This window comes from Pseudocitrobacter corydidari (genome assembly GCF_021172065.1).
GTDB classification, from domain to species: Bacteria; Pseudomonadota; Gammaproteobacteria; order Enterobacterales; family Enterobacteriaceae; genus Pseudocitrobacter; species Pseudocitrobacter corydidari.
This window is the reverse complement of sequence record NZ_CP087880.1, coordinates 136,849-163,774: the sequence shown is the minus strand read 5'-3', so window position 1 is coordinate 163,774 and position 26,926 is coordinate 136,849. Positions and strand designations below refer to the sequence as shown.

Annotated in this window: 23 protein-coding genes; 4 read left to right on the top strand and 19 right to left on the bottom strand. The window is 56.3% G+C overall.

All coding sequences use genetic code 11. The features are described 5' to 3' along the window. Positions 1 to 12: 12 nt before the first annotated feature. The 4 genes from rlmN to G163CM_RS00720 all read right to left on the bottom strand — a co-directional run bounded on the left by rlmN (position 13) and on the right by G163CM_RS00720 (position 9,303). Entirely contained in the window at positions 13 to 1,179 is a 1,167-nt protein-coding gene (gene rlmN, locus G163CM_RS00735) for a dual-specificity RNA methyltransferase RlmN (RefSeq protein WP_015963435.1), read from the bottom strand. 257 nt (positions 1,180 to 1,436) lie between these two features. Further along, the gene (gene ndk, locus G163CM_RS00730) at positions 1,437 to 1,868 is read right to left on the bottom strand and encodes a nucleoside-diphosphate kinase (RefSeq protein WP_015963434.1); all 432 of its coding nucleotides are present in this window, start codon (positions 1,866 to 1,868) and stop codon (positions 1,437 to 1,439) included. A 156-nt stretch (positions 1,869 to 2,024) separates the two neighbouring features. Next, positions 2,025 to 4,349 (bottom strand): peptidoglycan glycosyltransferase PbpC, encoded by a 2,325-nt coding sequence (gene pbpC / locus G163CM_RS00725; protein ID WP_231826517.1) that lies wholly within the window; start codon positions 4,347 to 4,349, stop codon positions 2,025 to 2,027. 1 nt (position 4,350) lies between these two features. Then, the gene (locus G163CM_RS00720) at positions 4,351 to 9,303 is read right to left on the bottom strand and encodes an alpha-2-macroglobulin family protein (protein ID WP_231826516.1); all 4,953 of its coding nucleotides are present in this window, start codon (positions 9,301 to 9,303) and stop codon (positions 4,351 to 4,353) included. A 219-nt stretch (positions 9,304 to 9,522) separates the two neighbouring features. Here G163CM_RS00720 and sseA point away from each other — a divergent pair, with 219 nt between their 5' ends. After that, a complete protein-coding gene (gene sseA, locus G163CM_RS00715; RefSeq protein ID WP_231826515.1) occupies positions 9,523 to 10,368 on the top strand; it encodes a 3-mercaptopyruvate sulfurtransferase in 846 nt (281 codons plus the stop codon). A gap of 496 nt (positions 10,369 to 10,864) precedes the next feature. On the opposite strand, the gene sseB is transcribed toward sseA, so the two are convergent. From sseB to trmJ, 11 genes are all read right to left on the bottom strand, one after another. Continuing rightward, positions 10,865 to 11,641 (bottom strand): enhanced serine sensitivity protein SseB, encoded by a 777-nt coding sequence (gene sseB, locus G163CM_RS00710; protein WP_231826514.1) that lies wholly within the window; start codon positions 11,639 to 11,641, stop codon positions 10,865 to 10,867. A 121-nt stretch (positions 11,642 to 11,762) separates the two neighbouring features. Further along, positions 11,763 to 13,049 (bottom strand): aminopeptidase PepB, encoded by a 1,287-nt coding sequence (gene pepB / locus G163CM_RS00705; protein ID WP_231826513.1) that lies wholly within the window; start codon positions 13,047 to 13,049, stop codon positions 11,763 to 11,765. A gap of 74 nt (positions 13,050 to 13,123) precedes the next feature. Then, complete coding sequence (gene iscX / locus G163CM_RS00700) at positions 13,124 to 13,324, bottom strand: Fe-S cluster assembly protein IscX (RefSeq protein WP_015963428.1); 201 nt, start codon at positions 13,322 to 13,324, stop codon at positions 13,124 to 13,126. Between the two features lie 11 nt (positions 13,325 to 13,335). Further along, positions 13,336 to 13,671 (bottom strand): ISC system 2Fe-2S type ferredoxin, encoded by a 336-nt coding sequence (fdx, locus tag G163CM_RS00695; RefSeq protein WP_015963427.1) that lies wholly within the window; start codon positions 13,669 to 13,671, stop codon positions 13,336 to 13,338. A gap of 1 nt (position 13,672) precedes the next feature. Continuing rightward, entirely contained in the window at positions 13,673 to 15,523 is a 1,851-nt protein-coding gene (gene hscA / locus G163CM_RS00690) for a Fe-S protein assembly chaperone HscA (RefSeq protein ID WP_231826512.1), read from the bottom strand. Positions 15,524 to 15,538: 15 nt separating this feature from the next. After that, entirely contained in the window at positions 15,539 to 16,054 is a 516-nt protein-coding gene (hscB, locus tag G163CM_RS00685; protein ID WP_231826511.1) for a co-chaperone HscB, read from the bottom strand. 69 nt (positions 16,055 to 16,123) lie between these two features. Continuing rightward, complete coding sequence (gene iscA, locus G163CM_RS00680; RefSeq protein WP_004104506.1) at positions 16,124 to 16,447, bottom strand: iron-sulfur cluster assembly protein IscA; 324 nt, start codon at positions 16,445 to 16,447, stop codon at positions 16,124 to 16,126. Between the two features lie 16 nt (positions 16,448 to 16,463). Continuing rightward, a complete protein-coding gene (gene iscU, locus G163CM_RS00675; RefSeq protein WP_005120408.1) occupies positions 16,464 to 16,850 on the bottom strand; it encodes a Fe-S cluster assembly scaffold IscU in 387 nt (128 codons plus the stop codon). 24 nt (positions 16,851 to 16,874) lie between these two features. After that, complete coding sequence (gene iscS / locus G163CM_RS00670) at positions 16,875 to 18,089, bottom strand: cysteine desulfurase (protein WP_231826510.1); 1,215 nt, start codon at positions 18,087 to 18,089, stop codon at positions 16,875 to 16,877. Positions 18,090 to 18,224: 135 nt separating this feature from the next. Further along, positions 18,225 to 18,716 (bottom strand): Fe-S cluster assembly transcriptional regulator IscR, encoded by a 492-nt coding sequence (gene iscR, locus G163CM_RS00665; RefSeq protein ID WP_015963423.1) that lies wholly within the window; start codon positions 18,714 to 18,716, stop codon positions 18,225 to 18,227. Positions 18,717 to 18,960: 244 nt separating this feature from the next. Further along, positions 18,961 to 19,695, bottom strand: a complete 735-nt coding sequence (trmJ, locus tag G163CM_RS00660) for a tRNA (cytosine(32)/uridine(32)-2'-O)-methyltransferase TrmJ (RefSeq protein WP_231826509.1) — start codon at positions 19,693 to 19,695, stop codon at positions 18,961 to 18,963. A gap of 121 nt (positions 19,696 to 19,816) precedes the next feature. On the opposite strand from trmJ, the gene suhB reads away from it, so the two are divergent. Together suhB and G163CM_RS00650 are read left to right on the top strand one after the other, a co-directional pair. Beyond that, complete coding sequence (suhB, locus tag G163CM_RS00655) at positions 19,817 to 20,620, top strand: inositol-1-monophosphatase (RefSeq protein ID WP_015963421.1); 804 nt, start codon at positions 19,817 to 19,819, stop codon at positions 20,618 to 20,620. Positions 20,621 to 20,876: 256 nt separating this feature from the next. Continuing rightward, positions 20,877 to 21,731 carry an alpha/beta hydrolase gene (locus G163CM_RS00650; protein WP_231826508.1) on the top strand — a complete coding sequence of 285 codons (855 nt, stop codon included), beginning with the start codon at positions 20,877 to 20,879 and terminating at the stop codon, positions 21,729 to 21,731. Positions 21,732 to 21,733: 2 nt separating this feature from the next. Here the strand turns inward: G163CM_RS00650 and G163CM_RS00645 are convergent, their stop codons facing one another. Both G163CM_RS00645 and G163CM_RS00640 read right to left on the bottom strand, forming a co-directional pair. After that, the gene (locus tag G163CM_RS00645; RefSeq protein ID WP_231826507.1) at positions 21,734 to 22,714 is read right to left on the bottom strand and encodes a nickel/cobalt transporter; all 981 of its coding nucleotides are present in this window, start codon (positions 22,712 to 22,714) and stop codon (positions 21,734 to 21,736) included. Further along, on the bottom strand, positions 22,705 to 23,343 hold the full coding sequence (locus G163CM_RS00640) for a DUF1007 family protein (RefSeq protein WP_231826506.1): 639 nt from the start codon (positions 23,341 to 23,343) through the stop codon (positions 22,705 to 22,707). The genes G163CM_RS00645 and G163CM_RS00640 overlap by 10 nt, the downstream gene beginning before the upstream one ends. A 122-nt stretch (positions 23,344 to 23,465) precedes the next feature. Between G163CM_RS00640 and csiE the strand changes: the two genes are divergently transcribed. Further along, a complete protein-coding gene (csiE, locus tag G163CM_RS00635) occupies positions 23,466 to 24,743 on the top strand; it encodes a stationary phase inducible protein CsiE (RefSeq protein WP_231826505.1) in 1,278 nt (425 codons plus the stop codon). Here the strand turns inward: csiE and G163CM_RS00630 are convergent. Next, positions 24,740 to 25,876, bottom strand: a complete 1,137-nt coding sequence (locus G163CM_RS00630) for a 3-phenylpropionate MFS transporter (protein WP_231826504.1) — start codon at positions 25,874 to 25,876, stop codon at positions 24,740 to 24,742. The genes csiE and G163CM_RS00630 overlap by 4 nt on opposite strands. A 128-nt stretch (positions 25,877 to 26,004) precedes the next feature. Continuing rightward, positions 26,005 to 26,889 (bottom strand): DNA-binding transcriptional regulator HcaR, encoded by an 885-nt coding sequence (hcaR, locus tag G163CM_RS00625; protein ID WP_015963415.1) that lies wholly within the window; start codon positions 26,887 to 26,889, stop codon positions 26,005 to 26,007. Between the last annotated feature and the right edge of the window lie 37 nt (positions 26,890 to 26,926).

Genomic DNA, 26,926 nt, shown 5'->3' with positions numbered 1-26,926 from the left:
GCGAAGGCATGATTACACGGCTTTTACGTCGATAGCCTCGCCCTGCATACGCTTACGCAGGGTACGTTTGGTACGGTCGATAACATCACCAGCCAGCTGGCCGCATGCAGCATCGATGTCATCACCACGGGTTTTACGCACGATGGTGGTAAAACCGTATTCCATCAGTACTTTCGAGAAACGGTCGATACGGCTGTTAGAGCTACGTCCATACGGCGCGCCCGGGAACGGGTTCCACGGAATCAGGTTGATTTTGCACGGCGTGTCTTTCAGCAATTCAGCCAGCTGATGCGCGTGTTCAGTACCGTCGTTGACGTGGTCGAGCATCACGTACTCGATGGTCACACGGCCCTGATTGGCGTTAGATTTTTCCAGATAACGACGGACCGCCGCCAGGAAGGTTTCGATATTGTACTTTTTGTTGATCGGTACAATTTCGTCGCGAATTTCGTCATTTGGCGCATGCAGGGAAATTGCCAGCGCAACGTCAATCATATCGCCGAGTTTATCCAGTGCCGGAACGACGCCAGAAGTAGACAAGGTGACGCGACGTTTGGACAGACCAAAACCGAAATCATCAAGCATGATTTCCATTGCCGGAACCACGTTAGTCAGGTTCAGCAACGGCTCGCCCATGCCCATCATCACCACGTTGGTGATAGGACGCTGACCGGTGATTTTGGCCGCGCCAACGATTTTTGCCGCACGCCAGACCTGGCCAATAATTTCCGAAACACGCAGGTTACGGTTAAAGCCCTGCTGCGCCGTTGAACAGAATTTACACTCTAACGCACAGCCAACCTGTGAAGAAACGCACAGGGTCGCGCGATCGTCTTCCGGGATATAAACCGTTTCAACGCGCTGGTCGCCAACCGCAATCGCCCATTTGATGGTGCCATCGGAAGAACGTTGCTCTTCAACCACTTCCGGCGCACGAATTTCAGCGACCTCTTTCAGCTTATTACGCAGAACCTTGTTGATATCGGTCATATCATCAAAGTTATCGCTGCAGTAGTGATACATCCACTTCATGACCTGATCGGCACGGAAGGGTTTCTCGCCTAAGTCTTTAAAAAACTCGCGCATCTGCTGACGGTTGAGATCCAGCAGGTTAATTTTTCCATCTTTATTGGGAACCGCCGGGATGGCGCTCTCAGGCGTGACAATTTGTTCAGACATAATCTTTACCGGCCTCGTTGTTACACGTTATGGCCCCTGGAGGGTTAATAAAAAGAAACGCCCCGGGAGAGCGGTCTGCTCGTCCGGGGGCGTTGCATTGTACAAATTCTGGCGCACGGACGCCACGTCTGCACGTGACATTCGTAAAAATAATCATACCTGTCTCAACCGTAGGCCTGATAAGCGAAGCGCCATCAGGCATCATTCGGTGAAACTGCCGGATGGCGCTTCGCTTATCCGGCCTACAGGCTGATCAATTAGCGAGTGCGCGGGCAGACTTCGCCTTCACCGAAGAAGTAAGCGATTTCGCGCTGTGCAGATTCAACGGAATCGGAACCGTGGGTGCCGTTTTCGGTGAAGCTGTCAGCGTAATCTGCGCGCAGGGTGCCCGCCAGGGCGTTAGCCGGGTTGGTCGCACCCAGCAGATCGCGGTGACGCTGAACCGCGTTCTCGCTTTCCAGAACGGAAACAACGATCGGGCCAGAGGTCATGAATTCAACCAGACCGTCGAAGAACGGTTTGCCATCATGCTCAGCGTAGAACCCACGCGCCTGCTCAACGGTCAGATGCAGCATTTTGGTGCCGACGATTTTGAACCCTGCCGCTTCAAAACGCGCAAAGATGCTTCCAATAACGTTTTTTGCCACCGCGTTTGGCTTGATGATGGAAAAAGTACGTTCAATAGCCATGATTACCTCTGAAATGTGTTCTGTTGTTATGCATACATCGTATGACCTGGCGCGGATTATAATGAGACAAGCTCGCCTTGCCTATGGACGAAGGTAACATTTTTTTAAAATAAAATTAGCTTTAGCAACATTCTTACGCTAGCTGGCGCAAAAATCTTATTGAAAGGTAAAATTCACCGTCGCTATCTGCCCACCTTCATCCATCACCACCAGTTGATATTCTGCCGCGTTTTGTAGCGTAAGCGTCAGATTTTTTCCCGCGTTTTCCTGCGGCTCGCCATTCAGGAACCACCAGCGTCGCCCTTCTCCGCCGCTGGTTTGCAGCGCAAGCGTTGCCTGAGACTCGCCGGGAGCGCGTTGGATCACCGAGCCTTCTCGCACGCCTGAAAGCACTAACGGCGGTGCGTCCTGCGATATTTGTGGCGGGCAAACGGTTGAGGGGGCAGGAAGCCTGGCAGCGCGTCGCTCACTGGCGGGCAGCCAGGGTTCAAGCGGCAGCGGCCACACATCCAGGGTGGTTTGCTTCGCATCCGGGCAATCTGCTGCGACGCGTTTGCCCTGCGCATCCAGCCAGATTGGGAAGCGAATTCCGCGAATGCCTTCCTGACCGGGTAACAGCAGCGTCGGCGGCTGGCTGTTGTCCAGAAGCCAGGTCGCGAGACGGCGGCGGCAGTTCGCGTCGTCTTCAGCCAACGACTGCCCACCAGGCCAGCAAATCGTCCCGCCGCTCACCGACGCGGGGCGTGGATCGGTAGGTAATCCGTTTTTCCCTGCACTGGCGCGGGACAGCAACAAATTGCTGACCTGATTCAGAAGCGGCACCGCGCTGGCAAAACCAAACTGCCCGGCGACGGGGGTACCGTCCGGCCTGCCGGTCCAGATGCCGATGCTGTAACGCGCATTCAGGCCAATCGCCCACGCATCGCGATAGCCGTAGCTGGTCCCGGTTTTCCATGCCAGCGGCACCACTTGTGGCAGCGAATCATCCGCCATCGGCTGATCTTCTCCCGCCAGAATACGGCGAATGATCCACGCCGCTCCCGGCGACAAGAGCGGGCGCTCCACCAGCGGATCGTCGGCCAGCAAACGTAAGCGCCCTGCTTTACCATGACGTGCAAAAGCGCTATAGGCGGCAGTAATATCTGCCAGCCTCGCGCCCGCCCCGCCGAGGATCAACGATAAATTAGGCTCCGCGCCTGCGGGCAATATCAAGGGCAGGCCGGCGTTACGCAGTCGCGCGGCAAACTGTTTCGGGCCGTAGGCTTCCAGAACCTGCACGGCAGGAAGATTCAGCGATCGCACCAGCGCCTCGCTCATGCTCACCGGGCCGTGGAAGCCGCTATCAAAGTTTCCGGGTCGGTAATCCCCCACCCGGCGCGGCACGTCCTGGAGCAGCGACGCAGGATGGATCAATCCTTCATCCATCGCCATACCATACACAAACGGTTTCAATACCGATCCCGGCGATCGGATCGCCGACACCATGTCGATATGCCCAAATCGACTGTCATCACCGATATCCGCCGATCCCACCCAGCCGCGTACCTGCATCGTACTGTTATCCACGACGATCATCGCCAGCGAACTGCGCGGCGGCAGGCGTGATTTCCAGTTGAGCGCAATCTCTTCAAGCTGGCGTTGCAGCCCGGCATCCAGCGTGGTGGTGATTTTTTCTGCCTTGCTCATCGAAAGCACTTTGCGTGAGAAGAGCGGTGCCAGCTGCGGCATCTGCCGTGGGAACAACCAGACCGGCTCTTCGCTGGCCTCTTTCACCACCTGTGCTGGCCACACCTGCTGGGTTTGCATACGCGCCAGCACTTTGTTACGTGCCGCCTGCGCGCGCTCCGGCCAGCGATCCGGGCGTAAACGACTCGGCGCTTGCGGCAGCACGGCCAGCAACGCTGCATCGGCATAGCTCAATTGTGTGGGCGGTTTACCCAGATAGGCCCAGCTTGCCGCGCCCACGCCCTGCAACGTACCGCCGAAAGGTGCGCGATTGAGATAGAGGGTGAGAATATCGCGTTTTGAAAGGTGCCACTCCAGCTGAAACGCGCGCCAGAGCTGACGGAATTTACCGCCAAAAGTACGAGGATGAGGATCCAGCAGGCGAGCAACCTGCATGGTGAGCGTGCTGCCGCCGGAGATCACGCGCCCGGAGGAAAGATCCTGCCAGGCCGCGCGCAGGATCGATAACGGATTAACGCCGGGATGATCCCAGAACCAGCGATCTTCATACTGGATCAGCGCATCAAGATAGCGCGGCGACACCTCTTCGATGGTGACCGGATAACGCCAGATCCCTTCGGCGTCGGCAAAACGCCACAGCGGTGTGCCATCCTGTGCGACCACCACGCGGGCGGGCGTCACTTCATGCAACGGCAGCGGCCAGAGACGATCGGCCCCCAGCACCGCCAGCCACACCACTACCGCACTCGCCGCCAGCCAAAGCCAGCGGCGTTTAAACGCAGACAACAACCGCATCTTACGGCGTGACGATCAGCGGGCCATCCGCCTGGCCGGTCGCGCGCCACTGCGGCACATACATCGATTCCACCTGCGGCTGCGGCAACTGATAGGTACCCGGCATCACCGCGCGAGCCAGATAAACCAGCGTGACCGGCTGGTTCTCATTGACGGCAACGGCCGCCACAAAGCGATCGTCGCGGAATTCCATATGCTGAATATCCGCCTGTTGCATCTGGTTGATCAGGTTCTGCGCTTCGCCTGCGTTATCCGCAAGGCTGGCGCTGCTGTTTGCCAGGTTCTGATTTTCCAGCTCCAGCCCGGCAGGCAGCATATCGACCACCAGCGCATCCGGGACGTTCTGGCTGGCGTTGATTTCAAGGCGCACCAGCACCAGGTCGCCGCTGCGCAGTGAAGAGATGGCTTTCGGCCTTCCGTCAGTACCGAGGATCTGGCGTTCAATCTGCAATACGTTACTGACCGGCTCTGGCGAATACTCCGGGTACCCGGTGGCATCGAGGCGCAACCACAGCGGCTGCGTGCCGCTATTAGTCACCTGCAACGCGCCTAACTGATCCGCATCCAGATTACGGGTTTGTGCTTTATCGCTCTGCAACGGTGCGGCATCCAGCGATGTTTGTGCCTGCCAGTTGCCCGGCAAATCAGCAAGACCGCGACCCGCCAGGAACAGCGAATTGCTTTCCTGCGTGGATAGCCAACGCTCGCCGAACGCCTGTTCAGAGAGCGTTTGCAGCAACGTGTTTTGCGCATCTGGCAGCAGTTTGTTCTCTTCCATCAACGCCAGCATCAGGGCGTTATCACGCAGCGCGCTACCGTAATCGCCAATCCAATGCTGCTTGTCGGCACGCGGCGTTTTCAGCGCCAGTTGAATCGCTTCTTCACTACGCGGCGCATCGCCCATCGCTTTCAGCGCCACGCCCAGTTGCATCAACGGCAAGCCCGATTTCGCCTGTGCGTGACGCTCCCAGATTTCGCGCAGCGCGCCGAGCGGCGCTTTCTGCTGACGCGCCAGCACCTGCGCGGCATAAGCCTGCACGGCAAAGCGGCTGGCGGCGGTATCATCGCTGTAGCGAAGCGTCATCAGCCCCGGCTCCTGCAAATAGCGCAGCAGACGATTATTACCTTTGTTGATGGCGTCAGCCGATACGCTGTAACCCTGTTCGCCCGCGCGCACCAGGAAGTCCATCGCGTAGGCGGTTAGCCAGTACTCTTCAGGGCCTTCTTTATCCCACAGGGCGAAACCACCATCCTGACGCTGCATTTGCAGCATCCGCGAAATGCCCACATCTACCGCCGCGCGACGTTTCTCATCGCTGTCGCCGGTAATACCGAGCGTTTTGAGCTGAGCGGCATTGGTGTATAGCGATGGGAAAAGACCGCTGGCAGTCTGCTCCAGACAACCATACGGATACGCTTTCAGCTCACGAATATAGCGCGCCAGGTTCAGAGGTGGCTTGCCGCTCAGCAGCAGTTGCCCCTGGACCGTGGCCGGGGAGAAATTCGTCAGATAGCCCTGCGGCATACTCCAGCTTTCGCCAGGCTGCAACGCCGCGCCGCTGTTCACCGTCTGCGCCGGGAAGGCCGGGCGTACGCCCAGCTTCCAGGATTTGCTGACCGGCGGCAACGTTTCACCCGGCAATGTCAGGCCACTTACCGTGATATCCACCTGACCGTCGCCAAAACCCTCTTTCGCGCTAACCGGCACAAACTGAATATTGCGCACGCCCGGCTGTAAGGTAATTGGCGCAGGCTGCGCGCCTTCCAGCTGAATCAACCCGCTCGCCGCCAGCTGTACGTTCAACGTTTGCGGTTTATCCGTGAGGTTAGTGATATCCAGCGTCAGACGCGCGGTATCGCCACCGGCAAGGAAGCGCGGCATGTTCAGCTCAGCAATCACCGGCGCGGCAACCACCACTTTATCTTCGCTGCTGCCAAAGTCTTCATCGGTCCACGCCTGCGCCATCACGCGCAGTTCGCCGTTGAAATCGCCAATCGGCAGCGTGACGGTGCCTTCGCCGTTTTCATCAAGCGTTACAGGTTGGGCCTGCTGCGCGATAATGGTGACGTGGTTAACCGGCGGTTTACCGCCGCGTTTCAGCTCATCGCCATCACCACCAAAGCGCAGGCTCGCCAGACGCCCCTGCCCTTCAATCACCTGACCGTAGATATCATAAATATCCGCGCCATAGCGCTTCTGACCGAAGAAGCCCTGCCACGGATCGGGCGTGGTGTAATCAGTAATGTTCAGCACGCCGCTGTCCACCGCCGAAAGCAGCACGTTCACCTGTTTCGGCGCAGCCCCCTCTTTACGGTCAACTTTCACTTTCACCGTCAACGGCTGATTCGGGCGCATTTTCGCAGGCGCATCAAGAGCGATATTCAGACGACGGTTTTCATCGCCGAGCGGCAGATGCAGTACGCCGACCGCGCGTTTTGGCGTGGCGGAACGGGATTTATCGCCCGGACGCACCACCAGCGTGCTCAAATAGAGGTCATGACGATTCCAGCTTTTATCCACCGGAATGGCGAGATCCAGCCCTTCCGCGGGAACGGTGATTTCCTGCCACCACAACGGGCCTTCGCTCGATTCCACCATCGCATAACCTTTGCCCGCCGCCGGGGCGGCTACGTGCAGCTTGATGGTATCGCCCGGTTTATAGGACGGTTTATCCAGCTTCATGGTCACGCGATCCGGGCGCGCCGCGCCGCTGCCGTCGCTGTTATCCTGCCAGCTGTAACCGGCCCAGAAACGTACGCTGCTCAGGGTATCGTTCGGCCCTTTCACTTCCAGACGGTAGGCGCCCCACTCAACCGGGAAACTGACCTTGCCGGTTTCATCGGCTTTGAGATTAAGGCTCTCTTCGCCTTCCACCAGGTCTTTCTGGTCAAACTGGGATTTCCAGCCCTCGTCTTCTGACCAGTTCCAGTAATAGTCGCGGCGTTCACGTATAAGGCGAACCTGCAAGCCCTCAACCGCTTTGCGCTCGCCCTGCGCGTTGGCATAAACGATATCAAATGCGGCCTGGCTGTCTTCGTCGACAATCGGCTGATTCACGGTGGTGTCGGTGCGATAGTCATACACCGCTTTGCTGGCAAACTGTGGGCGAATACCCGGCAGTTCCGGCGCCGGCCAGATAGCCTGTTCGGCACGACGCGTCACCGGGCGGCCGCCCGATTCCAGCAGGCTGGCCTGTAAAATAACCTGCAACGGGGAATGTGCTTCCTGCCACTGGCTGGAGGTAGTCACTTCGCCGCGCCCTTTTTCATCCAGCGTCAGGCTGGCTTCATCCAGACTGCGCGAGAGATTTTGTTCCGCAATATCGCCAAACTGGAAACCCGGCAGGGCGGCAACGGCATCACGAAGCGGACGCAGGAACAGTTTGCCCTGTAAGGTGTTGCCATTGGCCGGTGCGCCATAGAGGTAGTAACCGACAACGCCAAACTTCACATCATCTTCTGGTGCCAGCGGGGTTTTCTCGGCGCTCAGGTTAAGCGCCAGACGTTCAGGCATGAAATCTTCAACGTGGAAATCCCACTCCTGGCGCTGGTTATCACCGGTGTTGGCGCGAATATGCCACATCCCGGTCGCCGCGCCGCTATCGAGCGGATAGTTCAATTGATACAGACCGTTCACCGGTTTGCTGACCACGCTGCGCACCACCTGGCCGTCGGGTTTCACCACGTCGATTTTGACCGGTTGTTCCGCCAGCGGTTTGCCATCGCCATCGCGTAGCAGGCCGTTCAGGATGACGGTTTCACCAGGACGATAGAGATCGCGCGGGCCAAACATGAAGAACTGTTTGCTGTAGCCAGGCGCGCCGGCAATGGCGAATTCAGCAAGATCGAGCGCCGGGAGTTTGAGATCGAGAAGCGTGGTTTGGCCATCTTTGCGCGCCAGCACCAGCGCCGCTTCTTTATCGGTTTGCAGCGTGGCGTGCCCCTGCGCATCGCTGTTCGCCTGCGCCAGAGTTTGCCCTTTTTCATTCAGCAGTTGTACATCGACCGCCGACTGCGCCGCGCCGTTTTCCAGACTTTGGGTAAAGACGTCCAGACGATTGTGATAGCGGTGCGCGGAAAGGCCGATATCGCTCAGGGTAAAGAGCGTGGCGGCATTACTGTAGTTATAGTGCCCGGCCTGATTCATCACCGCGATGTATACACCAGACTGTTGCAGCGGTTTGATATCTTTCAGCGGCAGCAGCAGTTTCTCGCGGGTGTTACGCTCCGGGTTGAGATCAAAACGCCCGGTGTAGACTAAATCCGCCATTTTCAGCAGTTCGTCAGATTCCCAGTTGCTCAGCGAGTTACGGTATTCCCACGAACTGACAAATGAAGCCAGCGACTCCGGCTTCACGCGGTAGAAGTTTACATCGACGTTGTTAACGTTGAGCGCCATCACCGGCAGCCCTTCCACCACTTTACCCGGCAGCAGCGAACCACGGCTGGCAAAACCGACCGTTGGCGCAATATCGCGGGTAGAAATTGTTTTTTCGACGCCTTTGCCCAGCGTCTCCTTATTCACCGCAACCAGTTCAGGATCGACGGTAACAATCAGTTCGCGTTTTGGCTCCAGATGCCGCAGACGCAGTTCTTTCAGATTCGGGGCAAGCTCCCAGGCACCGTCAATTTTGCCGTTCTTTTTATCGACGGCATGCACGGTTTTGGCGAAATCCTGATTGGGATCGAGCGGCACTGAGAACGTGAGCACCAGCGCCGACGCGCCTTCAAGCTGCAATTCCGAGGCATCCAGCAGAGTTAAGGCCTTTCCTTCGCTCTGTTGAGCCAGTTTGGCTAACATCGCGCTATCAGGTTTTGCGGGAGCAGGCGTCGCCGGGGTAGACGTTGTGGCTGCAGGTGCAGGCGCAACGGTTTTCTCTTTATCGTTATTATCACAGCCGGCAAGCGTCGACGCGGCAAGCAGCGCAAGTGCCGCCAAACGGAAGGGTTTCATCCTTAGAACCTCTGGCTCTGGAGCCTGTTTGTCATGAATGCTCAATAGTATTACGCGTGAACGGCGTTTTACCACCTCTGCTAACGTATAAATAGCTGTCTTTTTCCGAATTATTTATTCAGTAACTTATTCGGTGTTATCACATACCTGGAGTCATTAACTTGTCACTGCCCGGCAAAACGCCGACAATTCTTTTACAACTGATAAATGGAGGCCCATATGAGCACCTCTTTCTTTGTCGCCGCCGACTGGCTGGCAGAACACATTAACGACCCGGAAGTTCAGATTATCGATGCCCGCATGGCGCCGCCGGGGCAGGAACATCGTGATATGGCCGCAGAATACCGCGACGGTCATCTCCCTGATGCTCTTTTCTTTGATATTGAAGCGCTTTCAGACCATACCACCTCGCTACCGCACATGATGCCGCGCCCGGAAGCCTTTGCCGTCGCCATGCGCGAACTGGGCGTGAGTAGCGATAAACATCTGGTGGTTTACGATGAGGGCAATCTCTTCTCGGCCCCGCGCGCCTGGTGGATGCTGCGTACATTTGGTGCTGAAAAAGTCTCCATTCTGGCTGGCGGATTAGCGGGCTGGAAACGCGATGATTACCTGCTTGAGCAGGGTAATGTCGATATGGTCGAAGGCGACTTCGAGGTGAAATTCGATGCACAGAAAATTAAGCGCCTGACCGACGTGCTGCTGATTAGTCACGAAGGCACTGCGCAAATCGTCGATGCCCGCCCGGCACCACGCTTTAACGCCGAAGTTGACGAGCCACGCCCGGGCTTACGTCGTGGACACATTCCTGGAGCGCGCAACGTGCCGTGGGGCGATTTAGTCTTCAACGGTGAGCTGAAAACCGTTGATGAATTGACCGCAATTTTTGACCGTGCAGGCGTGGACCTCAACCGCCCGATTGTCGCCAGCTGTGGTTCCGGCGTAACGGCGGCAGTGGTTGTGCTGGCGCTGGCAACGCTTGAAGCTGACGACGTGACGCTGTATGACGGTGCCTGGAGCGAATGGGGCGCACGCGATGACTTGCCGGTTGAGCCGGTGAAATAACGCGCATTGCAGCAATAAAAAAACCGCCCATAAAAAGGCGGTTTTTTTTATTGCTGGTCCGGTTCGCGGCCTTTCCAGCGGGTTGTGTTGCGAAAGCAACGCAGGTACTCCCCAGTGATGAAATAATCCGTTTTCAGAGCGCTGAAGTCAAGTCCACTTATGGAATAGCCTTGCAAAAAGAGAGTATTATTTACTCGGCCCTTTCCGCCGTCTCGCAAACGGGCACTGGCTTAAGGGAAGGTCGTTCCGTGGCCGTATGCGCAGGTACCCCCAGTACTTGCTATCACGTCATTATCGCCAGTGGTGCTGCCGTGATGCGGTCTTTGCATGGACCGCGCAATGAAACGATACGTTTGTATCGTGCTTATTGTAACCAGCGCACTGTTTGCTCACGTTAACGAAGACTGGGATCTTTCAGGCTACGCTTTTCGCAACGCAATCAATGTAATGGGCAGGTAAGCCAGGATGCCGCCCTGCGGGGCGGCCTTCCTCAAAACTAGATAATCCGATTCTGTTTAAAATCACGCAGGAAGCCGCCCCAGCGGCGCTCGTAAAACGGGGTGATATGTTCGGTAATAAAGTGACTGATACCTTTTTCCCCTTTTACCACCTGACAGATATCAATCGGTTCATCGCCCGGTAGCGTATCGGTCGCCACGCTGCCTGCGGCGTGAATAATCTCTTCGATATCCCCGTCCGCTTCGATACCAATCAGCAGGTTCGCTTCACCTTCTGCGCTCTCTTTGATTGAACAGATAAACGCGCGTTTTACCGGTTTGATGTTTTTAAACAGCGTGGTGAGCGAGTCGACCATTTGGGCCGGCGGCTCCGCAACTTCTGACAGGATCAGCGATTCGCCGCCTTCCAGCACTTCCTGCGTACTAAGCGGACTCCCCTCTTCGCCAATCAGATGGCTGATTTCGCGCGGGGTGAACTCTTTTCCGGTCGGCAGTTTGGCGTTGAGGAACAGCGTTTCACCGAGAGTCATTTCAAACAGCGTGCGAACGGGCATTACCACGAATGCCTGTTCCTCTTCTACGGCCTCCTGCAAGGCTTCCAGCGAGGTGAAAAATGGGATAACGGACGTGCCGTCATCTTTTTCCCAGTGCTGTAAATCGAGTGCGCTGTCTTCCACAATTTGCTCACCTTCCGCCGCCGTGCCAGGCACCCACACGGTGGATTCCAGCAGCGTGCGGAAGAACGCCGGGCGATGCGCCGGTTCGGTCGCCGCCTGTTCAAGCAATGTTTCTAATTCGTTTTTGGTTTCGGACATAGAGGGTTCCAGGATGTCGGTTCCCCCTCACCCCGGCCCTCTCACTCAGGGAGAGGGAGAAAACCGCACGGAGCAGTCCCCTCTCTCTGGGGGAGAGGGTTAGGGTGAGGGGCCACAAAGATTATTCAGCGGTTAGCAGATTCGCAATCGTGCGCACGCCCAGCCCGGTTGCGCCCGCCGCCCACTGCTCTACCGCGCCTTTACGATAGGTAGCGGAGCAGTCGATGTGCAGCCAGCCTTCGTGATAGTTCTCTACGAAGTGAGACAGGAAGCCCGCCGCGGTACTGGCACCCGCCGGATAAGTGGCGTTCGCGGTGTTGTTCAGCTCGGCAAAGTTAGATGGCAACTGATTGCGGTGGAACTCCGCCAGCGGTAAACGCCAGAACGGTTCGTTTTCCGCAGCCGCGCTCGCCATCATACGATTGACCAGGCCATCGTCGAAGCTGAACAGCGCGTGATAATCGTTACCCAGTGCGGTTTTCGCCGCACCGGTCAGGGTCGCTGCGTCAATAATCAGCTCCGGTTTCTGCGCAGACGCGTCAATCAGACCATCCGCCAGCACCAGACGCCCTTCCGCATCGGTATTCATCACTTCAACGTTTTTACCGTTGCGATAGTGAATGATATCGCCCAGTTTGAAGGCGTTGCCGCTCACCATGTTGTCGGCGCAGCACAGGTACAGTTTCACGCGTTTGTTCAAACCACGGGTGATCGCAAACGCCAGCGCGCCGGTGACCATTGCCGCGCCGCCCATGTCGGACTTCATCGAGTCCATGAACGCGCTCTGCTTCAGGCTGTAACCGCCGGAATCGAAGGTGATGCCTTTGCCGACCAGGCAGGCATAGACCGGCGCGTCTTTGTCGCCGGTTGGGTTGTAGTCCAGCGCCAGCAGCACCGGCGCACGCTCAGAGCCACGGCCTACGGTGTGAATTCCCATGTAGTTCTGCTCGCGCAGATCTTCGCCTTTGGTGATGCGGTAAGAAACCTGATCGCAAGCGACGCTGCACAGCAGATCAACCGCACGCTGCGCCAGCTGTGACGGGCCGAGGTCTTCCGCCGGGGCGTTGATGGTATCGCGCACCCAGTCGATGATGGTCAGGCGGTTATCGAGTTCCTGACGTTGCGCGTCATCCAGCTCCGGCCATTCCACTTTACGCGTGCCTTTCGGGCCTTTATAACCGGCCCAGAAAGCCCACGCGCTGTCGGCGCTCCAGCCTTCGCCGGTGAGCGCCACATGTTTAATACCCAGTCCGTCAATTTTACGCGCCGCGCGCTGGATCAGGCCCAGGTCGTCCTTACCGGTCAGATGCAGGGAGATTCCATTATCATTAATGCTATAAGTCGCTTTTTCGCCCCAGCGCGCATCGGCTGGCTGCGTGGTAAGCGTAATGTTCATCGCTTCGGTCATTTTAGTTATCCTTATTAGTAAACGTGCCACCCGAATTAGTAAACGGGCCACCCGAAGGCAGCCCGATATGTGACTTATTCAGCTTCGTCTAACCAAACTAGCAGAATTGCCTCAAGGATTTTTTCATTTGATGCCTGAGGGTCATCATCAAAATCCTCAAGGTCGCAAATCCATTGGTGCAGGTCAGTAAAGCGCACGGTCTTCGGATCGGTATCCGGGAAGGTGTCGTAAAGCGCTTCGCCTATTTCACGGCTGTCGGTCCACTTCAGTCCCATACTATCCTCTGTTAATGCTCGCGTGCGTGGTTAATTGTGTAACGCGGAATTTCGACCACCAGATCTTCGTCGGTGACGCGCGCCTGACAGCTCAGACGGCTATCCGGTTCCAGCCCCCAGGCTTTATCCAGCATATCGTCTTCGTCTTCAGTGCTTTCCGGCAGAGAGTCAAAACCTTCACGCACGATGCAGTGGCAGGTGGTGCAGGCACAGGATTTTTCGCAGGCGTGTTCAATCTCGATACCGCTACGCAGCGCAGCATCCAGAATGGTTTCACCGGTCTCAGCTTCCACAACTACGCCATCCGGGCACAGGTCCTGGTGGGGCAGAAAAACAATCTTTGGCATATTAAACCTCGTCCACGGATTGGCCTTTCAGCGCAGTACGGACAGATTTGTCCATACGGCGAGCGGCGAATTCCTGGGTTTGTTTATCAACGTTTTTAATGGCTTGTTCTATGGCGTCAGTGTCATTGCCTTCGGCTACCGCGCTCAGATGCGCAGCGGCTTCATCAATCTCCTGACGTTCTGCGGCGCTTAACAGCGCGGCATCGGCGGCCAGAGCACCGGTCAAACTCTCCAGTACGCGTGCTGCTTCTACTTTTTGCTCCGCGAGCATACGGGCTTTAACATCGTGCTCGGCGTAGCTCATAGAATCCTGAATCATGGTGGCGATTTCACCATCGGTCAGACCGTAAGACGGTTTCACCTGAATTGAGGATTCCACCCCGGTGGATTTCTCCATCGCGGTCACGCTTAACAGCCCGTCGGCATCGACCTGGAAGGTGACGCGAATATGCGCACCACCCGCCGGAAGCGCCGGAATACCACGCAGCGCAAAACGGGCCAGCGAACGGCAATCCTGCACCAGTTCGCGCTCGCCCTGCATCACGTGAATAGACATCGCCGTCTGGCCATCTTTAAAGGTGGTGAACTCCTGCGCGCGCGCCACTGGAATAGTGGTGTTACGCGGTATAACTTTCTCCACCAGCCCGCCCATGGTCTCCAGACCAAGCGACAGCGGGATGACGTCCAGCAACAGCATTTCACTGTCTGGCTTGTTGCCCACCAGAATATCCGCCTGAATCGCCGCGCCAATGGCGACAACTTTATCCGGGTCGATAGAGGTCAGCGGCGTGCGGCCAAAGAATTCACCCACGCGTTCACGCACCAGCGGAACACGCGTTGAACCGCCGACCATCACCACTTCCAGCACCTCATCCGCTTCCACGCCCGCATCTTTCAGCGCGCGACGGCAGGCCATCAGGGTGCGTTTAACCAGTGCGGAAATCAGGTCGTTAAACTGCTCGCGGGTGATGTCGCCTTTCCAGCCTGCAACCTCAACCGTCACGCTGTCAGCATCGCTCAGGGCGATTTTAGCGGCGATAGCGGCATCCAGCAGTTCGCGCTGCACGCGGTTGTCACTACGATCGGGAATACCTGCCTGTTCGCGAATGTAGTCCGCCAGCAAATGGTCGAAGTCATCGCCACCGAGCGCAGAATCGCCGCCCGTCGCCAGCACTTCAAACACGCCGCGGCTTAAACGCAGAATAGAGATATCAAACGTGCCGCCGCCCAGGTCATACACGGCAATCACGCCTTCCTGACCGGAATCCAGGCCATAGGCAATGGCCGCAGCGGTCGGTTCGTTAAGCAGACGCAGTACATGCAGGCCCGCCAGACGCGCGGCGTCTTTGGTGCCCTGACGCTGTGCATCGTCAAAGTAAGCCGGAACGGTAATCACCACGCCGTCGAGTTCACCGGCGAGCGATTCAGTCGCCCGCGCCGCCAGCGCTTTGAGGATATCGGCAGAGACGCGAATCGGGTTCAACACACCGGCTTCAGTGACCAGCATCGGCAGGCCATTAACGCTTGCCTCAAACTGGTACGGCAGATGCGGGTAACGCGCCTTAATGTCGGCCAGCGAACGGCCCATCAGGCGTTTGACGGAACTTATGGTGTTAGCAGGGTCTTGCGCGGCATTGGCGCGCGCATCATAACCCACGACGTGGCCCTGCGCCTGGTAATGGACAACAGAGGGCAGCAGGTGACGACCCTGGCTGTCGGCCAGAGTTTCCGCCTGGCCGCTACGGACCGTCGCAACCAGAGAATTGGTGGTGCCTAAATCGATGCCAACCGCCAGACGACGCTGATGCGGCGCGGCACTCAGACCAGGCTCACTAATTTGTAATAAGGCCATATTGAGCTTCCGAAATTAATAGTCGAGCAGTTTTTCTTCGAGTTGTTCAGCACTGCTGCGCAGTTTATCGAGAAAACGCAGTTTACGCACGGTATCCGCCGCCGTCTCCCACGCTTCATCGTCTAATTCTTTCACCATCTGCTGATGGCGGGTGTCGAACATCGCTTTGACACGTTTAATAAACCCTTCCAGACGCGTTTCATCCTTCGCCTGTTCAATCTCGTCCAGCTCTTCGCGCAGTTCCAGTTGTTCCATCAGAAAGGCGGTATCGCGCACCGTGTGCTGCTCGCTGGCTAAATCAAAACCGTGCAGCGACAGCAGATATTCCGCGCGCGGCAGCGGATGACGCAGCGTTTGCCAGGCCTGATTGATGGTTGCGGAACGTTGCACCGCAGCGAGTTGTTCGGCCGCGCTGGCGCTGGCGAATTTGTCGGGATGGTTCTGACGTTGCAGATCCTGGAAACGGGTCGCAAGGGCCTGAGTATCGACGTGATAGTGGGCGGGTAACCCGAAGAGGCTGAAGTAATCCATAACAATCTCAGGGTAAATAAAACAAAACCCCACCCACAGGTGGCCTGCGGTGGGGTTGGTGACGTTCAGTTACACGTTAAAGCTTTCGCCGCAACCGCACTCATCTTTGACGTTCGGGTTGGTGAATTTAAACCCTTCGTTCAGGCCTTCTTTGACGAAGTCCAGTTGAGTACCGTCGAGGAATTGCAGGCTTTTACCGTCGATCACCACCTTCACGCCTTTGTCTTCGAACACGGTATCTTCTGCCGCAGGTTCATCAACAAATTCCAGTACATACGCCATACCCGAGCAGCCGGAAGTTCTCACGCCCAGACGCAGACCAAACCCTTTACCGCGGTTGGCCAGGAAGGTATTGACTCGCGCTGCTGCACTGTCGCTCAATGTAATCGACATAACAAAACCTCAATTCTTATTTTGCTTCACGTTTGCTTTTGTAATCCGCAATGGCGGCTTTAATCGCGTCTTCTGCCAGGATAGAGCAGTGAATTTTCACTGGCGGCAGTTCAAGCTCGTCTGCGATGTCGGTGTTTTTAATCGCCTGCGCTTCGTCCAGAGACTTGCCTTTTACCCATTCGGTAACCAGCGAGCTGGACGCGATAGCAGAACCGCAGCCGTAGGTCTTGAAACGCGCGTCTTCAATGATACCTTCATTGTTGACTTTGATCTGCAACTTCATCACGTCGCCACACGCTGGCGCGCCAACCATGCCGCTACCTACGCTCTCATCGCTGTTGTCGAAAGAGCCAACGTTGCGCGGGTTCTCGTAATGATCAATAACTTTTTCGCTGTATGCCATGATTGAATTCCTCTTATCTACCGATTAGTGATGTGACCATTCGATGCTGTTCAGATCCACGCCCTGTTTGAACATTTCCCACAGCGGAGAAAGGTCGCGCAGACGGCCAATGGAGTTACGAACCAGTTGAATGGTGTAGTCAATCTCTTCTTCGGTAGTAAAACGACCTAAAGAGAAACGGATAGAGCTGTGTGCCAGCTCGTCGGTCATGCCCAGCGCTCGCAGCACGTAGGATGGCTCGAGGCTTGCAGACGTACAGGCGGAACCGGAAGAAACGGCCAGATCTTTCAGGGCCATAATCAGCGATTCACCTTCAACAAAGTTGAAGCTGACGTTAAGAATGTTCGGTGCGCCCTGCTCCAGGTCACCGTTCAGGTAAACCTCTTCCATATCCTTCACGCCGTTCCACAGACGGTTACGCAGAGCGCGCAGACGGGCCATTTCGGTTTCCATCTCTTCTTTGGCGATACGGTAAGCTTCGCCCATGCCGACGATCTGGTGAACAGGCAGAGTACCAGAACGCATGCCGCGCTCGTGACCACCACCGTGCATCTGCGCTTCGATGCGGATACGCGGTTTACGACGCACATACAGCGCGCCAATGCCTTTCGGACCATAGATTTTGTGGCCGGAGAAGGACATCAGGTCAACTTTCAGCTGGCTCAGGTCGATAGGCAGTTTGCCCACGCTCTGGGTCGCATCAACGTGGTACACAATACCTCGCGCACGGCACATTTCGCCGATGGTCGCGATGTCCTGTACCACACCGATTTCATTGTTCACGTGCATGATAGAAACGAGAATGGTGTCATCACGCATCGCCGCTTCGAGTTCTTTAAGGTCAATGATACCGTTGCGCTGAGGGGCAAGGTAGGTGACTTCAAAACCTTCACGCTCAAGCTGACGACAGGTGTCCAGCACGGCTTTGTGTTCGGTTTTGCTGGTAATAATGTGCTTGCCTTTTTTCTGATAAAAGTTGGCTGCACCTTTAATTGCCAGGTTGTCAGATTCGGTTGCACCGGAGGTGAAGACGATTTCGCGTGGATCCGCACCGACCAGATCGGCAATCTGATTACGGGCGATATCTACCGCTTCTTCAGCCTGCCAGCCAAAACGGTGAGAACGGGAGGCCGGGTTACCAAAGGTTCCGTCCAGGGTTAAAAACTGCATCATTTTCTCGGCAACACGCGGGTCCACCGGCGTGGTTGCGGAGTAATCGAGATAAATCGGTAATTTCATTGCTCTTAAACTCCGTACATCGCTTCAATGCAAGGAATCAGGCTATCGGCTGGATGTACGACCGAGGAGACGGAGCGCGGTACGCTCCGGCCTGATTCTGAAATCTCTTTATTATCCGTCGCGCGGATATTTATATTACGCGCGCAGTTTGACGTCGATTGCGTCTTGCGCACGGGTGCTGCGCGTTGTTTCATGGGTGTGCTGGCGACCAGACACATCCAGAACTTCCTGGTTATTCACCAGTTCGCCCAGCGTGATGTTGTTCAGGAAACCGGTCAGGCGATCGCTCAGGTCGCGCCACAGTGCGTGAGTCAGGCATTTATCGCCACCCTGACAGCCGCCTTTACCCTGGCAACGGGTCGCGTCAACGGATTCGTCAACTGCGCTGATAACCTCGCCAACCGCGATGTGGTTAGCTTCTTTACCCAGCAGATAGCCGCCGCCAGGACCGCGAACGCTGGATACCAGACCATTTTTACGCAGACGGGAGAACAGCTGCTCCAGGTAGGAAAGTGAAATTCCCTGTCGTTCTGAAATATCGGCCAACGGCACCGGGCCCGCTTCGGAGTTGAGTGCAACGTCCAGCATCGCGGTCACGGCGTAACGCCCTTTAGATGTCAGTCTCATGTCTTACTTAACCTCAAACTCGCCCCTGCCCGGGGTTTTTAATAATATATGTGTGGGTATTGCATAGCAGGACCAAGTCTGACATTCCCGAGTAAAATGGTCAACTATTTACTTGAGTAATTTAGTCAGGTATTTAACGTTTGGTGCTGTAATCCTATTGCCGGATGGCGCTTCGCTTATCCGGCCTACGAATTGCGCGGCCTGTAGGCCGGATAAGCGAAGCGCCATCCGGCGTTACAACCCGTTACTTACCTTTATTCTGCTGCTCAATCGACGCCAGAATCCCGCGCAGGATATTCAACTCCTGGCTTTCCGGACGCGCACGAGTAAACAAACGACGCAGTTTGTTCATCACCTGCCCCGGATGGTTTTCGCGGATAAAACCGGTACTCAGCAGCGTTTGTTCCAGGTGACCATAGAAGCGTTCCAGGTCATCAACCAGCGGATACGGCGTTTCGTCGTGCTCAACTTTCGCTTCGCCGCTTTCCTGCGCCGCCAGCCACGCCATGCGGGCCTCATAAGAGATAACCTGCACCGCCATCGCCAGGTTCAGCGAACTGTATTCCGGGTTAGCGGCAATCGCGACGTGATAATGACACTTTTGCAGCTCTTCGTTGGTCAGGCCAACGCGCTCACGGCCAAACACCAGCGCCACCGGTGCGTGTTCTGCTTCAGCGACGCTTTTCAGCCCGCATTCACGCGGGTCGAGCATCGGCCACGGCAGCGTGCGCGAACGCGCGCTGGTGCCCACTACCAGGCTGCAACCCGCCAGCGCTTCATCGAGCGTATCGACGATATTGGCGCTGCCGATGACATCGCTGGCCCCGGCAGCCAGGGCGATGGCCTGGGAGTCAGGTTTTACCAATGGATTCACCAGCCACAGATTGGTTAAGCCCATGGTTTTCATAGCGCGGGCCACAGAGCCCATATTGCCGGTGTGAGAGGTTTCAACCAGCACAATTCGAATATTTTGCAGCATTGTCTTTCTTCGTCTAAAGATTATTCGACCATATTACCATAAACCGAAGACAGAGTCCGAATTCGCTGTTATGATATGCGCCGTTTTTCCCCGTTCTTTAACATCCAGTGAGAGTAACCTGATGCATCCGATGCTGAACATCGCCGTGCGCGCAGCGCGCAAGGCGGGTAACCTGATTGCCAAACATTACGAAACGCCAGATTCTGTTGAAACCAGCCAGAAAGGCAGCAACGATTTCGTGACCAACGTTGATAAAGCGGCTGAAGCCATTATCATCGAAACCATTCGCAAATCTTACCCGCAACACACCATTATCACCGAAGAAAGCGGTGAACATGTTGGCGACGATCTGGATGTTCAATGGGTTATCGATCCACTGGATGGCACCACCAACTTCGTTAAACGTCTACCGCACTTCGCGGTCTCCATCGCGGTACGCATCAAAGGCCGTACCGAAGTTGCGGTGGTTTACGATCCAATGCGTAACGAACTCTTCACCGCGACCCGCGGCCAGGGCGCACAGCTGAACGGCTACCGTCTGCGTTGCAGCACCGCGCGTGACCTCGACGGCACCATCCTGGCGACCGGTTTCCCGTTCAAAGCAAAACAACACGCCCCGGCGTACATGAACATTCTCGGCAACCTGTATACCGAATGTGCTGACTTCCGTCGCACTGGTTCCGCTGCGCTGGATCTGGCTTACGTAGCCGCTGGCCGCGTAGACGGTTTCTTCGAAATCGGCCTGAAGCCGTGGGATTTCGCCGCAGGTGAACTGCTGGCGCGTGAAGCGGGCGCCCTGGTGTGCGACTTCACCGGTGGCCACAACTACATGATGACCGGCAACGTGGTTGCAGGTAACGCACGCGTTGTTAAAGCGATGCTGGCGAACATGCGTGACCAGTTGAGCGAAGCGCTGAAGCGCTAAGCGATTGTTGTGCCCGGTGGCGCTCGCGCTTACCGGGCCTACAAGATTCCTGCAATAGATTGAATTAGCACTATTTTGTAGGCCGGATAAGGCGTTTACGCCGCATCCGGCAAGAACAAAGCGCACGTTGTCAGCAAGCTCACCTCTCCCCCGAGCGCTTTTCCTAAACTGGTTGTCCCCTCTTTACATCGCTGCCCCCTTTTATGACGATCGTGCGCTGTTCACATCATCACGAAGCCGCCAAAGGGAAATTGCGATGCGCTTTTTACGTGGGAAATTCGGCATAGAGTGCTTTTTCGTTCTTTGCATCATCGGCGTCTGTATTTATCTGCTGCCGCGCATTGCGATTAACGCCTTCTATTACCCGGATAACAAAGTTTACGGCCCGGAACCTTACAGCGTAGAGCCCGTCGTTTTTACCGCGAAAGACGGCACAACGCTCCACGGCTGGTTTATCCCTTCGGCAAAAGGGCCAAGCGAATACGCCATCGCCACGGTTATTCACGCCCATGGCAACGCGGGCAATATGTCCGCCCACTGGCCGTTGGTAAACTGGCTGCCGGACAGAAACCTCAACGTATTTATGTTTGATTACCGGGGTTTTGGCGAGTCGAAGGGCACGCCCTCTCAGGCGGGTTTGCAGGATGATACCCTCAGCGCCATCGACTACGTCCGCCACAGACCGGATATCGATCCGCAGCGCCTTGTACTTCTGGGGCAAAGCCTGGGTGGCAATAATATTGTCTCCGCCATTACGCATGGCGATCGCTCGGGCATCCGCGCGGTGATTCTGGACTCCACCTTTTCGTCCTATTCGGCGATTGCCAACCACATGATCCCCGGCAGCGGCCTGTTACTTGACGATAGCTACAGCGCCGATCGTAACATTGCCGATATCAGCCCTATTCCACTGCTAATACTGCATGGTACGGGCGACCACGTTATCCCGTCGGAACACAGCCAGACGCTGTATGCGCTGGCAAAAGAACCCAAAACGCTCGAACTGATCCCCGACGGGCAGCATATTGATGCATTCTCTACCCGTCATGGAAATCGTTATCGCGATGAGACCGAGCGTTTTATTCTTGAGGCCCTGAAAAAGGGGAAATAGTTTTAAAACGGTCGCATTCCCCGCCCAACCGGCACCGCACTCAGCCACATCACCACCGCCGCCGCGATCAACAGCGCGCCACCGGCCAATGCCAGCGTTGTCCAGCCCACCTGTCGCCATAATACCGGCGCACGATTTCCACTGAGCCGCACCGCCAGTTGGCGGAAACTGTGCACCAATAGCGCAAGTGACGAAATAGTCAGTGACGTTCCTGCCGCCATCGCCAGCGCCGATGCCATTCCCCAGGCAAATACGCCAATCACTTTACTGAACAACAGCACCATTATTGCGCCAGAGCACGGACGCATACCCATCGACAGCACCACCATCAGGCGCGCGCGCCAGTCGTCACCACTGCGAATTTGCTCCGGGTCGGGCAGATGTTTATGCCCGCATCCGCAGTGTTCATCATGGATATGAACCGGTTTAAACGCGGTAAAAGTAGGTTTACGCAGCAGTCGTCGTAGCGTTTTCAACGCTCGCCAGCACAGCATCAGCCCCAACACGCCCACCAGCGCATAGCTGGCTTTCTCCAGCCAGAACCCGCTCACGTTAAGCTGTCGCGCGGGTAATTGCAGCAGCGTTAACACCACCACGACCAGCGCAATCGCCACCAGCCCCTGTAACAGTGACGAGGCCAGCGTCAGGCCAATACTTGATTTAAGCTTTGAGGGATGCGTAGCCAGCCAGGTGGCTATCACTACTTTGCCATGCCCGGGCCCCAGCGCGTGCAGCACGCCGTAGATAAAGCTAAACAGCAGCAACGAACCGCCTGCCTGGGTCGGGTTTTCCGCTACCGCTTTGAGCAGGCCGCTCATCTGCTGATTCACTTCGCGCTGCCAGATGATGCTTTTTATCATGATTTGCGGCCACGCCTGCCACAGCCAAATGCCCGCCAGCACGCTCAGCAGCAGAAAAATGGCTAACGGCCAGAGCGCCAGCCAGCGGCGCGACGGGCGTTTTACAAGAGCGTTCACTGACATGTTAACGTCACCTTCTGGGCAAATTGTTTACCCAGCTCCATGTCTTCATCCGGCGCGTCTTCTTTATCAAGCGACAACGCATAAGACATCATTTCGTCACTGGGCTGCGGCGTATGTACCGCCAGTTTGCAGGTCGATTTCAAACTCGCAGGTAACGAAACATCCCCGTCGTTCTCATAGCGCATATCGACGTAATAGGTCGGGTCAAACGTCGAGAAGGTATAGGTCTGCCCGGCTAGCGTCTGGGGATTTGCCAGCGGCAGCGTGAACGTCAGCACCGCCTGATGCCCCTCCCGCGCCAGGCCATAGTCAGTGGGCAGATTATCAAATTTCACCTTTTTACCGTTGTGCCAGAACTCGGTGAAGTAGTGCTGACCCAGCACGTTGGCCATCACCTCCGCCGCCAGTTTTTTCCACACTTCGTCGCCCGGTTTAGCCTTCCCGGCGTCATACAACAGGTCTGCTGATGTTAGTTCATCCATTACCCAGCGCATTTTCAGCCCGCTCATCTGCCCATCCTGCGCGACGACATCCGTCGTCAGGGTGATAAAGCTATGCGGGTGCGCCTGGACGCTAAGCGATAAAACCGCGAAAAATACCAGACTTACGCTTTGTTTCACTCTCTTCATCCGTTCCTCAGTGAAAAATTCTGTGACCGACGCCGATATTCCTTACGTAAACAGGCTGAGCACGCCGACGAAAGACTATCCTTTAGCTATTCTTATCAAAAACGCAAACTGGAATCTTTCAGATGATGACGCTCATGGAACCTCCATCTGTGCTTTCCAGTCCACAGCGCCGCTGCCAGGTGCTGCTGATGTTCTACCTTCCCGGCCACACCATTACGCCCGAATTCATTGGCGAAGTGAATGGTGTCGATGCAACAACTGCCCGGCAAGATATAGCCGAGACGGGAGAGGAGATCCAGCGTTACCATCGTCTGGCGATTGCCAGCGGAGCGGACGGCAGCTATCGGATTGAAGGCACCACGCTTGATTTACGCCTGTGCTTACTGCACTGGCTGCGGCGTGCCTTCCGTTTATGTCCGCATTTTGTCAGCCATCATTTTACCCCGGCGCTTAAAACGCAGCTTAAACAGCAGGGCATTGCCCGCACGCTGTATGACGATACTAATTTGCAGGCGTTGGTTAACCGCTGCGGGCGCAGCCTGCAACGCCAGTTTGAGTGCCGCGACACGCAGTTTTTGCGCCTCTACCTGCAATATTGCCTTCTTCAGCATCATCAGGGAGAGAGCCCCACCTTCAACTCGCTGCAAAGTACCTGGACCCGTACCACCCAGGAGTTTCAGGTAGCCGCCGAGATAGTCCGCCACTGGCAGCGACGTATTCATCGACAGCCTCACTGTAGCGAACAACAGTTTCTGGCGCTGCTGTTTATGCTGATGCGCACGCCAAACCCCGTTTACGATGGCCATGCGCAGGATCGTCAGTTACACCTGGCCATTGATCAACTTATCGACCGTTTTCAGCAACTGGCTGGCCGACAGCTGGGGGATGAACAAAGCCTGCGCGATCAGCTCTATATTCACCTGGCACAGGCATTAAATCGCTGTATCTTCGGTATCGGTATTGATAGCCAGCTTACCGAGGAAATCGACCGTCTTTATCCGCGCCTGATGCGCACCACGCGCGAGGCGCTGGCCGATTTTGAGACGCGCTATACCCTGCAGTTCAGCCACGAAGAGGCGGCGCTGATTGCCATTATCTTTGGCGCGGGGCTTATGCAGGAGAGCGAGTTACATGAGAAAGAAGTGGTGCTACTGACGGGCGATAACCCGACGCTGGAGCAGGAGATTGAGCAGCAGCTACGGGAACTCACCCTGCTGCCGCTCAATGTAAAATATCTGGCGGCGCGCACCTTCCAGAAAGAGGGCGCAGCGAAAAGCGTCAGCCTGGTGGTATCGCCCTATGCGATCGCCCTGCCGCTCTTTTCGCCGCCGCTGATCCATGCCGATCGGCCATTAAGCGATCATCAGCGGCAGCATATCAGCAAGATCCTCGATGCTTAAGCGGTTACCGCTTTCGGGCGCAGGATCAACGCTGGCAACGCAACCAGCGCCATCACCCAGAACACGCCCTGATGCAAATGCTGGTACAGGAAACCGGCAAACACGGTCATCACCGCAATACTGCCGCCCATCGCCACCGCAGAGTACACCGCCTGCAGGCGAATCACTTCGCTCCCCTGACGCGCGGCAATATACCGCATCGCCGCCAGGTGGCAGACGGTGAACGTACCGCAGTGGAGGATCTGCGCGACAATCAGCCACGGTAATTCCGTAGTCCAGCCCATAATTCCCCAGCGGATCACGCCGCACACTGCCGACAGCAGCAGCAGGTCGCGCGCGCTAAAGCGGCGGAACACTTTCTTGCTCAGGGCAAAAATCACCACTTCTGCCACCACGCCAAGCGACCAGAGATACCCTACCGCCGACGCCGAATAGCCCGCGCCCTGCCAGTAGATGGCGCTGAATCCATAGTAGGCCGCATGCGCGCCCTGCAACAGGCACACGCAGGCGAGGAAGCGCCAGCTCTGCACCACCAGCGTACGCCATGCTGGCCAGCCTGCCGCTTCCTGATGACGCGATTCCCCCTGCGGCATCACTGAAGGCCGCAGTAGCATGCCGAGCAGCATTGAAGCTATGCCTAAGCTCAGCAGCACCAGAATCGCATGATAATCAAACAGGCTAACCAGTTTGCCCGTCAGCGCCGAACCAATCACAAAGGCAATTGAGCCCCACAGGCGCACGCGGCCATAATCCATGGTGATTTGCTTTTGCCAGGTATTGGCAAGTGCATCGGTCAGCGGTACCAGCGGCGAGAAAAAGAGGTTAAAGCCAATCATCACCGCCATCAGCCAGGCAACATGGCTACCGGCCCAGAAGGCCATCGCAAACAGAAGGGTTAATAGCGCCAGAATGCGCAGCACGCTGATTAATCGGGAGGGATCGCTAACGCGCGGTGCAATCAGCAGGCTACCGAGAAAACGCGCCACCAGGCCCGCGCCAAGCAGAACGCCGATGGTTTCAGGCGTTAGCCCCGCGCCCTTGAGCCAGACGCTCCAGAAAGGCAGAAAAATACCGTAGCTGAAAAAGTAGGTGAAGTAACTGAGCGCCAGCCAACGCGTTGAGTGCAAGACCATGATTTCCTCCAGAATGGAGGCGACAGTCTGGCGGTAAAACGTTTGCCTGGCGCGAGTATGGGTTAAAAATCGTGATCTCCATCACCTATTTTCGATGACCGCACACCGGATTCATAAAAATGTGAGAGCTACAGCAACTCACACCGCGTCTTCACAATATCGATAAAATCGCGCAGCGCCGGTTTCAGCTCGCCCTTTTTCCACGCCATCAGCAACGCAATCGTCGGCGCATCGCCAGCCAGCGGGCGGAACACCACCTGCCCGGTATTGAAACTCTGCATATAACCGGGGATCAGCGACACGCCGAGCCCCATGCCCACCAGATTCATGGTGACCAGAATATTGGTCGCCATCTGTACAATCTTCGGCTGACACTGCTGATCGGTAAGCCACTTATCGACAATCGACGCCAACGCACCGGAATAAGCGGGATCGGTACTGATAAATTCGACGTCATTCAGCTGCGCCGCGCTGATTTTGCGCTCACGCGCCAGCGGATGCGTGGCGGGCATCACCACCGCCAGCGGTTCATGGAACAGCTCCAGATAATCAATTTCCGGGTGGTAGATGGGATGGCGCATCAGGCCGACATCCAGCTCGCCGCTACGCAGTTTTTCTTCCTGCTGGGTGGTTATCAGGCTCACCAGTTCAATTTGCGTTTCGGGTTGGCGCAAGCGCAGCAGCGGCATCACTTTCGGCAGCAAATTGACTTCCGCCGAGGGCACAAAACCAATCACCAGATGATTCCCCAGAAGCGCGGCGTTACGCGCGCGGGCTTTCGCCTGCTCCGCCTGGTCAAGGATCGCCAGCGCATCGGTAAGAAAGCATTCACCCGCCGTGGTCAACGTCACTTTGCGTTTATCTCTTTCCAGCAGCGAGACGCCCACGCACTGTTCCAGGTCGCGAATCTGGCTACTGAGCGACGGCTGCGAGGTATGCAGTTTTTCCGCCGCGCGCGTGAAGTTCAGCTCCTGCGCAACGGCCACAAAGTAGCGAAGGTGTCTCAGTTCCATGCCCTTCTCCCTGTCATAGATAAAACGTCTCAGCTGG

What these genes read in the sequence shown, in the direction of transcription:
- G163CM_RS00640 (WP_231826506.1), bottom strand. Translation starts at nt 23,343, where the DNA reads ATGAAGAGAGTGAAACAAAGCGTAAGTCTGGTATTTTTCGCGGTTTTA.
- hscB (WP_231826511.1), bottom strand. Translation starts at nt 16,054, where the DNA reads ATGGATTACTTCAGCCTCTTCGGGTTACCCGCCCACTATCACGTCGAT.
- sseB (WP_231826514.1), bottom strand. Translation starts at nt 11,641, where the DNA reads ATGTCCGAAACCAAAAACGAATTAGAAACATTGCTTGAACAGGCGGCG.
- pbpC (WP_231826517.1), bottom strand. Translation starts at nt 4,349, where the DNA reads ATGCGGTTGTTGTCTGCGTTTAAACGCCGCTGGCTTTGGCTGGCGGCG.
- iscU (WP_005120408.1), bottom strand. Translation starts at nt 16,850, where the DNA reads ATGGCATACAGCGAAAAAGTTATTGATCATTACGAGAACCCGCGCAAC.
- hscA (WP_231826512.1), bottom strand. Translation starts at nt 15,523, where the DNA reads ATGGCCTTATTACAAATTAGTGAGCCTGGTCTGAGTGCCGCGCCGCAT.
- G163CM_RS00650 (WP_231826508.1), top strand. Translation starts at nt 20,877, where the DNA reads ATGCGCTTTTTACGTGGGAAATTCGGCATAGAGTGCTTTTTCGTTCTT.
- iscX (WP_015963428.1), bottom strand. Translation starts at nt 13,324, where the DNA reads ATGGGACTGAAGTGGACCGACAGCCGTGAAATAGGCGAAGCGCTTTAC.
- G163CM_RS00645 (WP_231826507.1), bottom strand. Translation starts at nt 22,714, where the DNA reads ATGTCAGTGAACGCTCTTGTAAAACGCCCGTCGCGCCGCTGGCTGGCG.
- csiE (WP_231826505.1), top strand. Translation starts at nt 23,466, where the DNA reads ATGATGACGCTCATGGAACCTCCATCTGTGCTTTCCAGTCCACAGCGC.
- pepB (WP_231826513.1), bottom strand. Translation starts at nt 13,049, where the DNA reads ATGACCGAAGCGATGAACATTACGCTTACCACGCAGCCAGCCGATGCG.
- sseA (WP_231826515.1), top strand. Translation starts at nt 9,523, where the DNA reads ATGAGCACCTCTTTCTTTGTCGCCGCCGACTGGCTGGCAGAACACATT.
- fdx (WP_015963427.1), bottom strand. Translation starts at nt 13,671, where the DNA reads ATGCCAAAGATTGTTTTTCTGCCCCACCAGGACCTGTGCCCGGATGGC.
- iscR (WP_015963423.1), bottom strand. Translation starts at nt 18,716, where the DNA reads ATGAGACTGACATCTAAAGGGCGTTACGCCGTGACCGCGATGCTGGAC.
- suhB (WP_015963421.1), top strand. Translation starts at nt 19,817, where the DNA reads ATGCATCCGATGCTGAACATCGCCGTGCGCGCAGCGCGCAAGGCGGGT.
- ndk (WP_015963434.1), bottom strand. Translation starts at nt 1,868, where the DNA reads ATGGCTATTGAACGTACTTTTTCCATCATCAAGCCAAACGCGGTGGCA.
- iscA (WP_004104506.1), bottom strand. Translation starts at nt 16,447, where the DNA reads ATGTCGATTACATTGAGCGACAGTGCAGCAGCGCGAGTCAATACCTTC.
- hcaR (WP_015963415.1), bottom strand. Translation starts at nt 26,889, where the DNA reads ATGGAACTGAGACACCTTCGCTACTTTGTGGCCGTTGCGCAGGAGCTG.
- rlmN (WP_015963435.1), bottom strand. Translation starts at nt 1,179, where the DNA reads ATGTCTGAACAAATTGTCACGCCTGAGAGCGCCATCCCGGCGGTTCCC.
- iscS (WP_231826510.1), bottom strand. Translation starts at nt 18,089, where the DNA reads ATGAAATTACCGATTTATCTCGATTACTCCGCAACCACGCCGGTGGAC.
- G163CM_RS00720 (WP_231826516.1), bottom strand. Translation starts at nt 9,303, where the DNA reads ATGAAACCCTTCCGTTTGGCGGCACTTGCGCTGCTTGCCGCGTCGACG.
- trmJ (WP_231826509.1), bottom strand. Translation starts at nt 19,695, where the DNA reads ATGCTGCAAAATATTCGAATTGTGCTGGTTGAAACCTCTCACACCGGC.
- G163CM_RS00630 (WP_231826504.1), bottom strand. Translation starts at nt 25,876, where the DNA reads ATGGTCTTGCACTCAACGCGTTGGCTGGCGCTCAGTTACTTCACCTAC.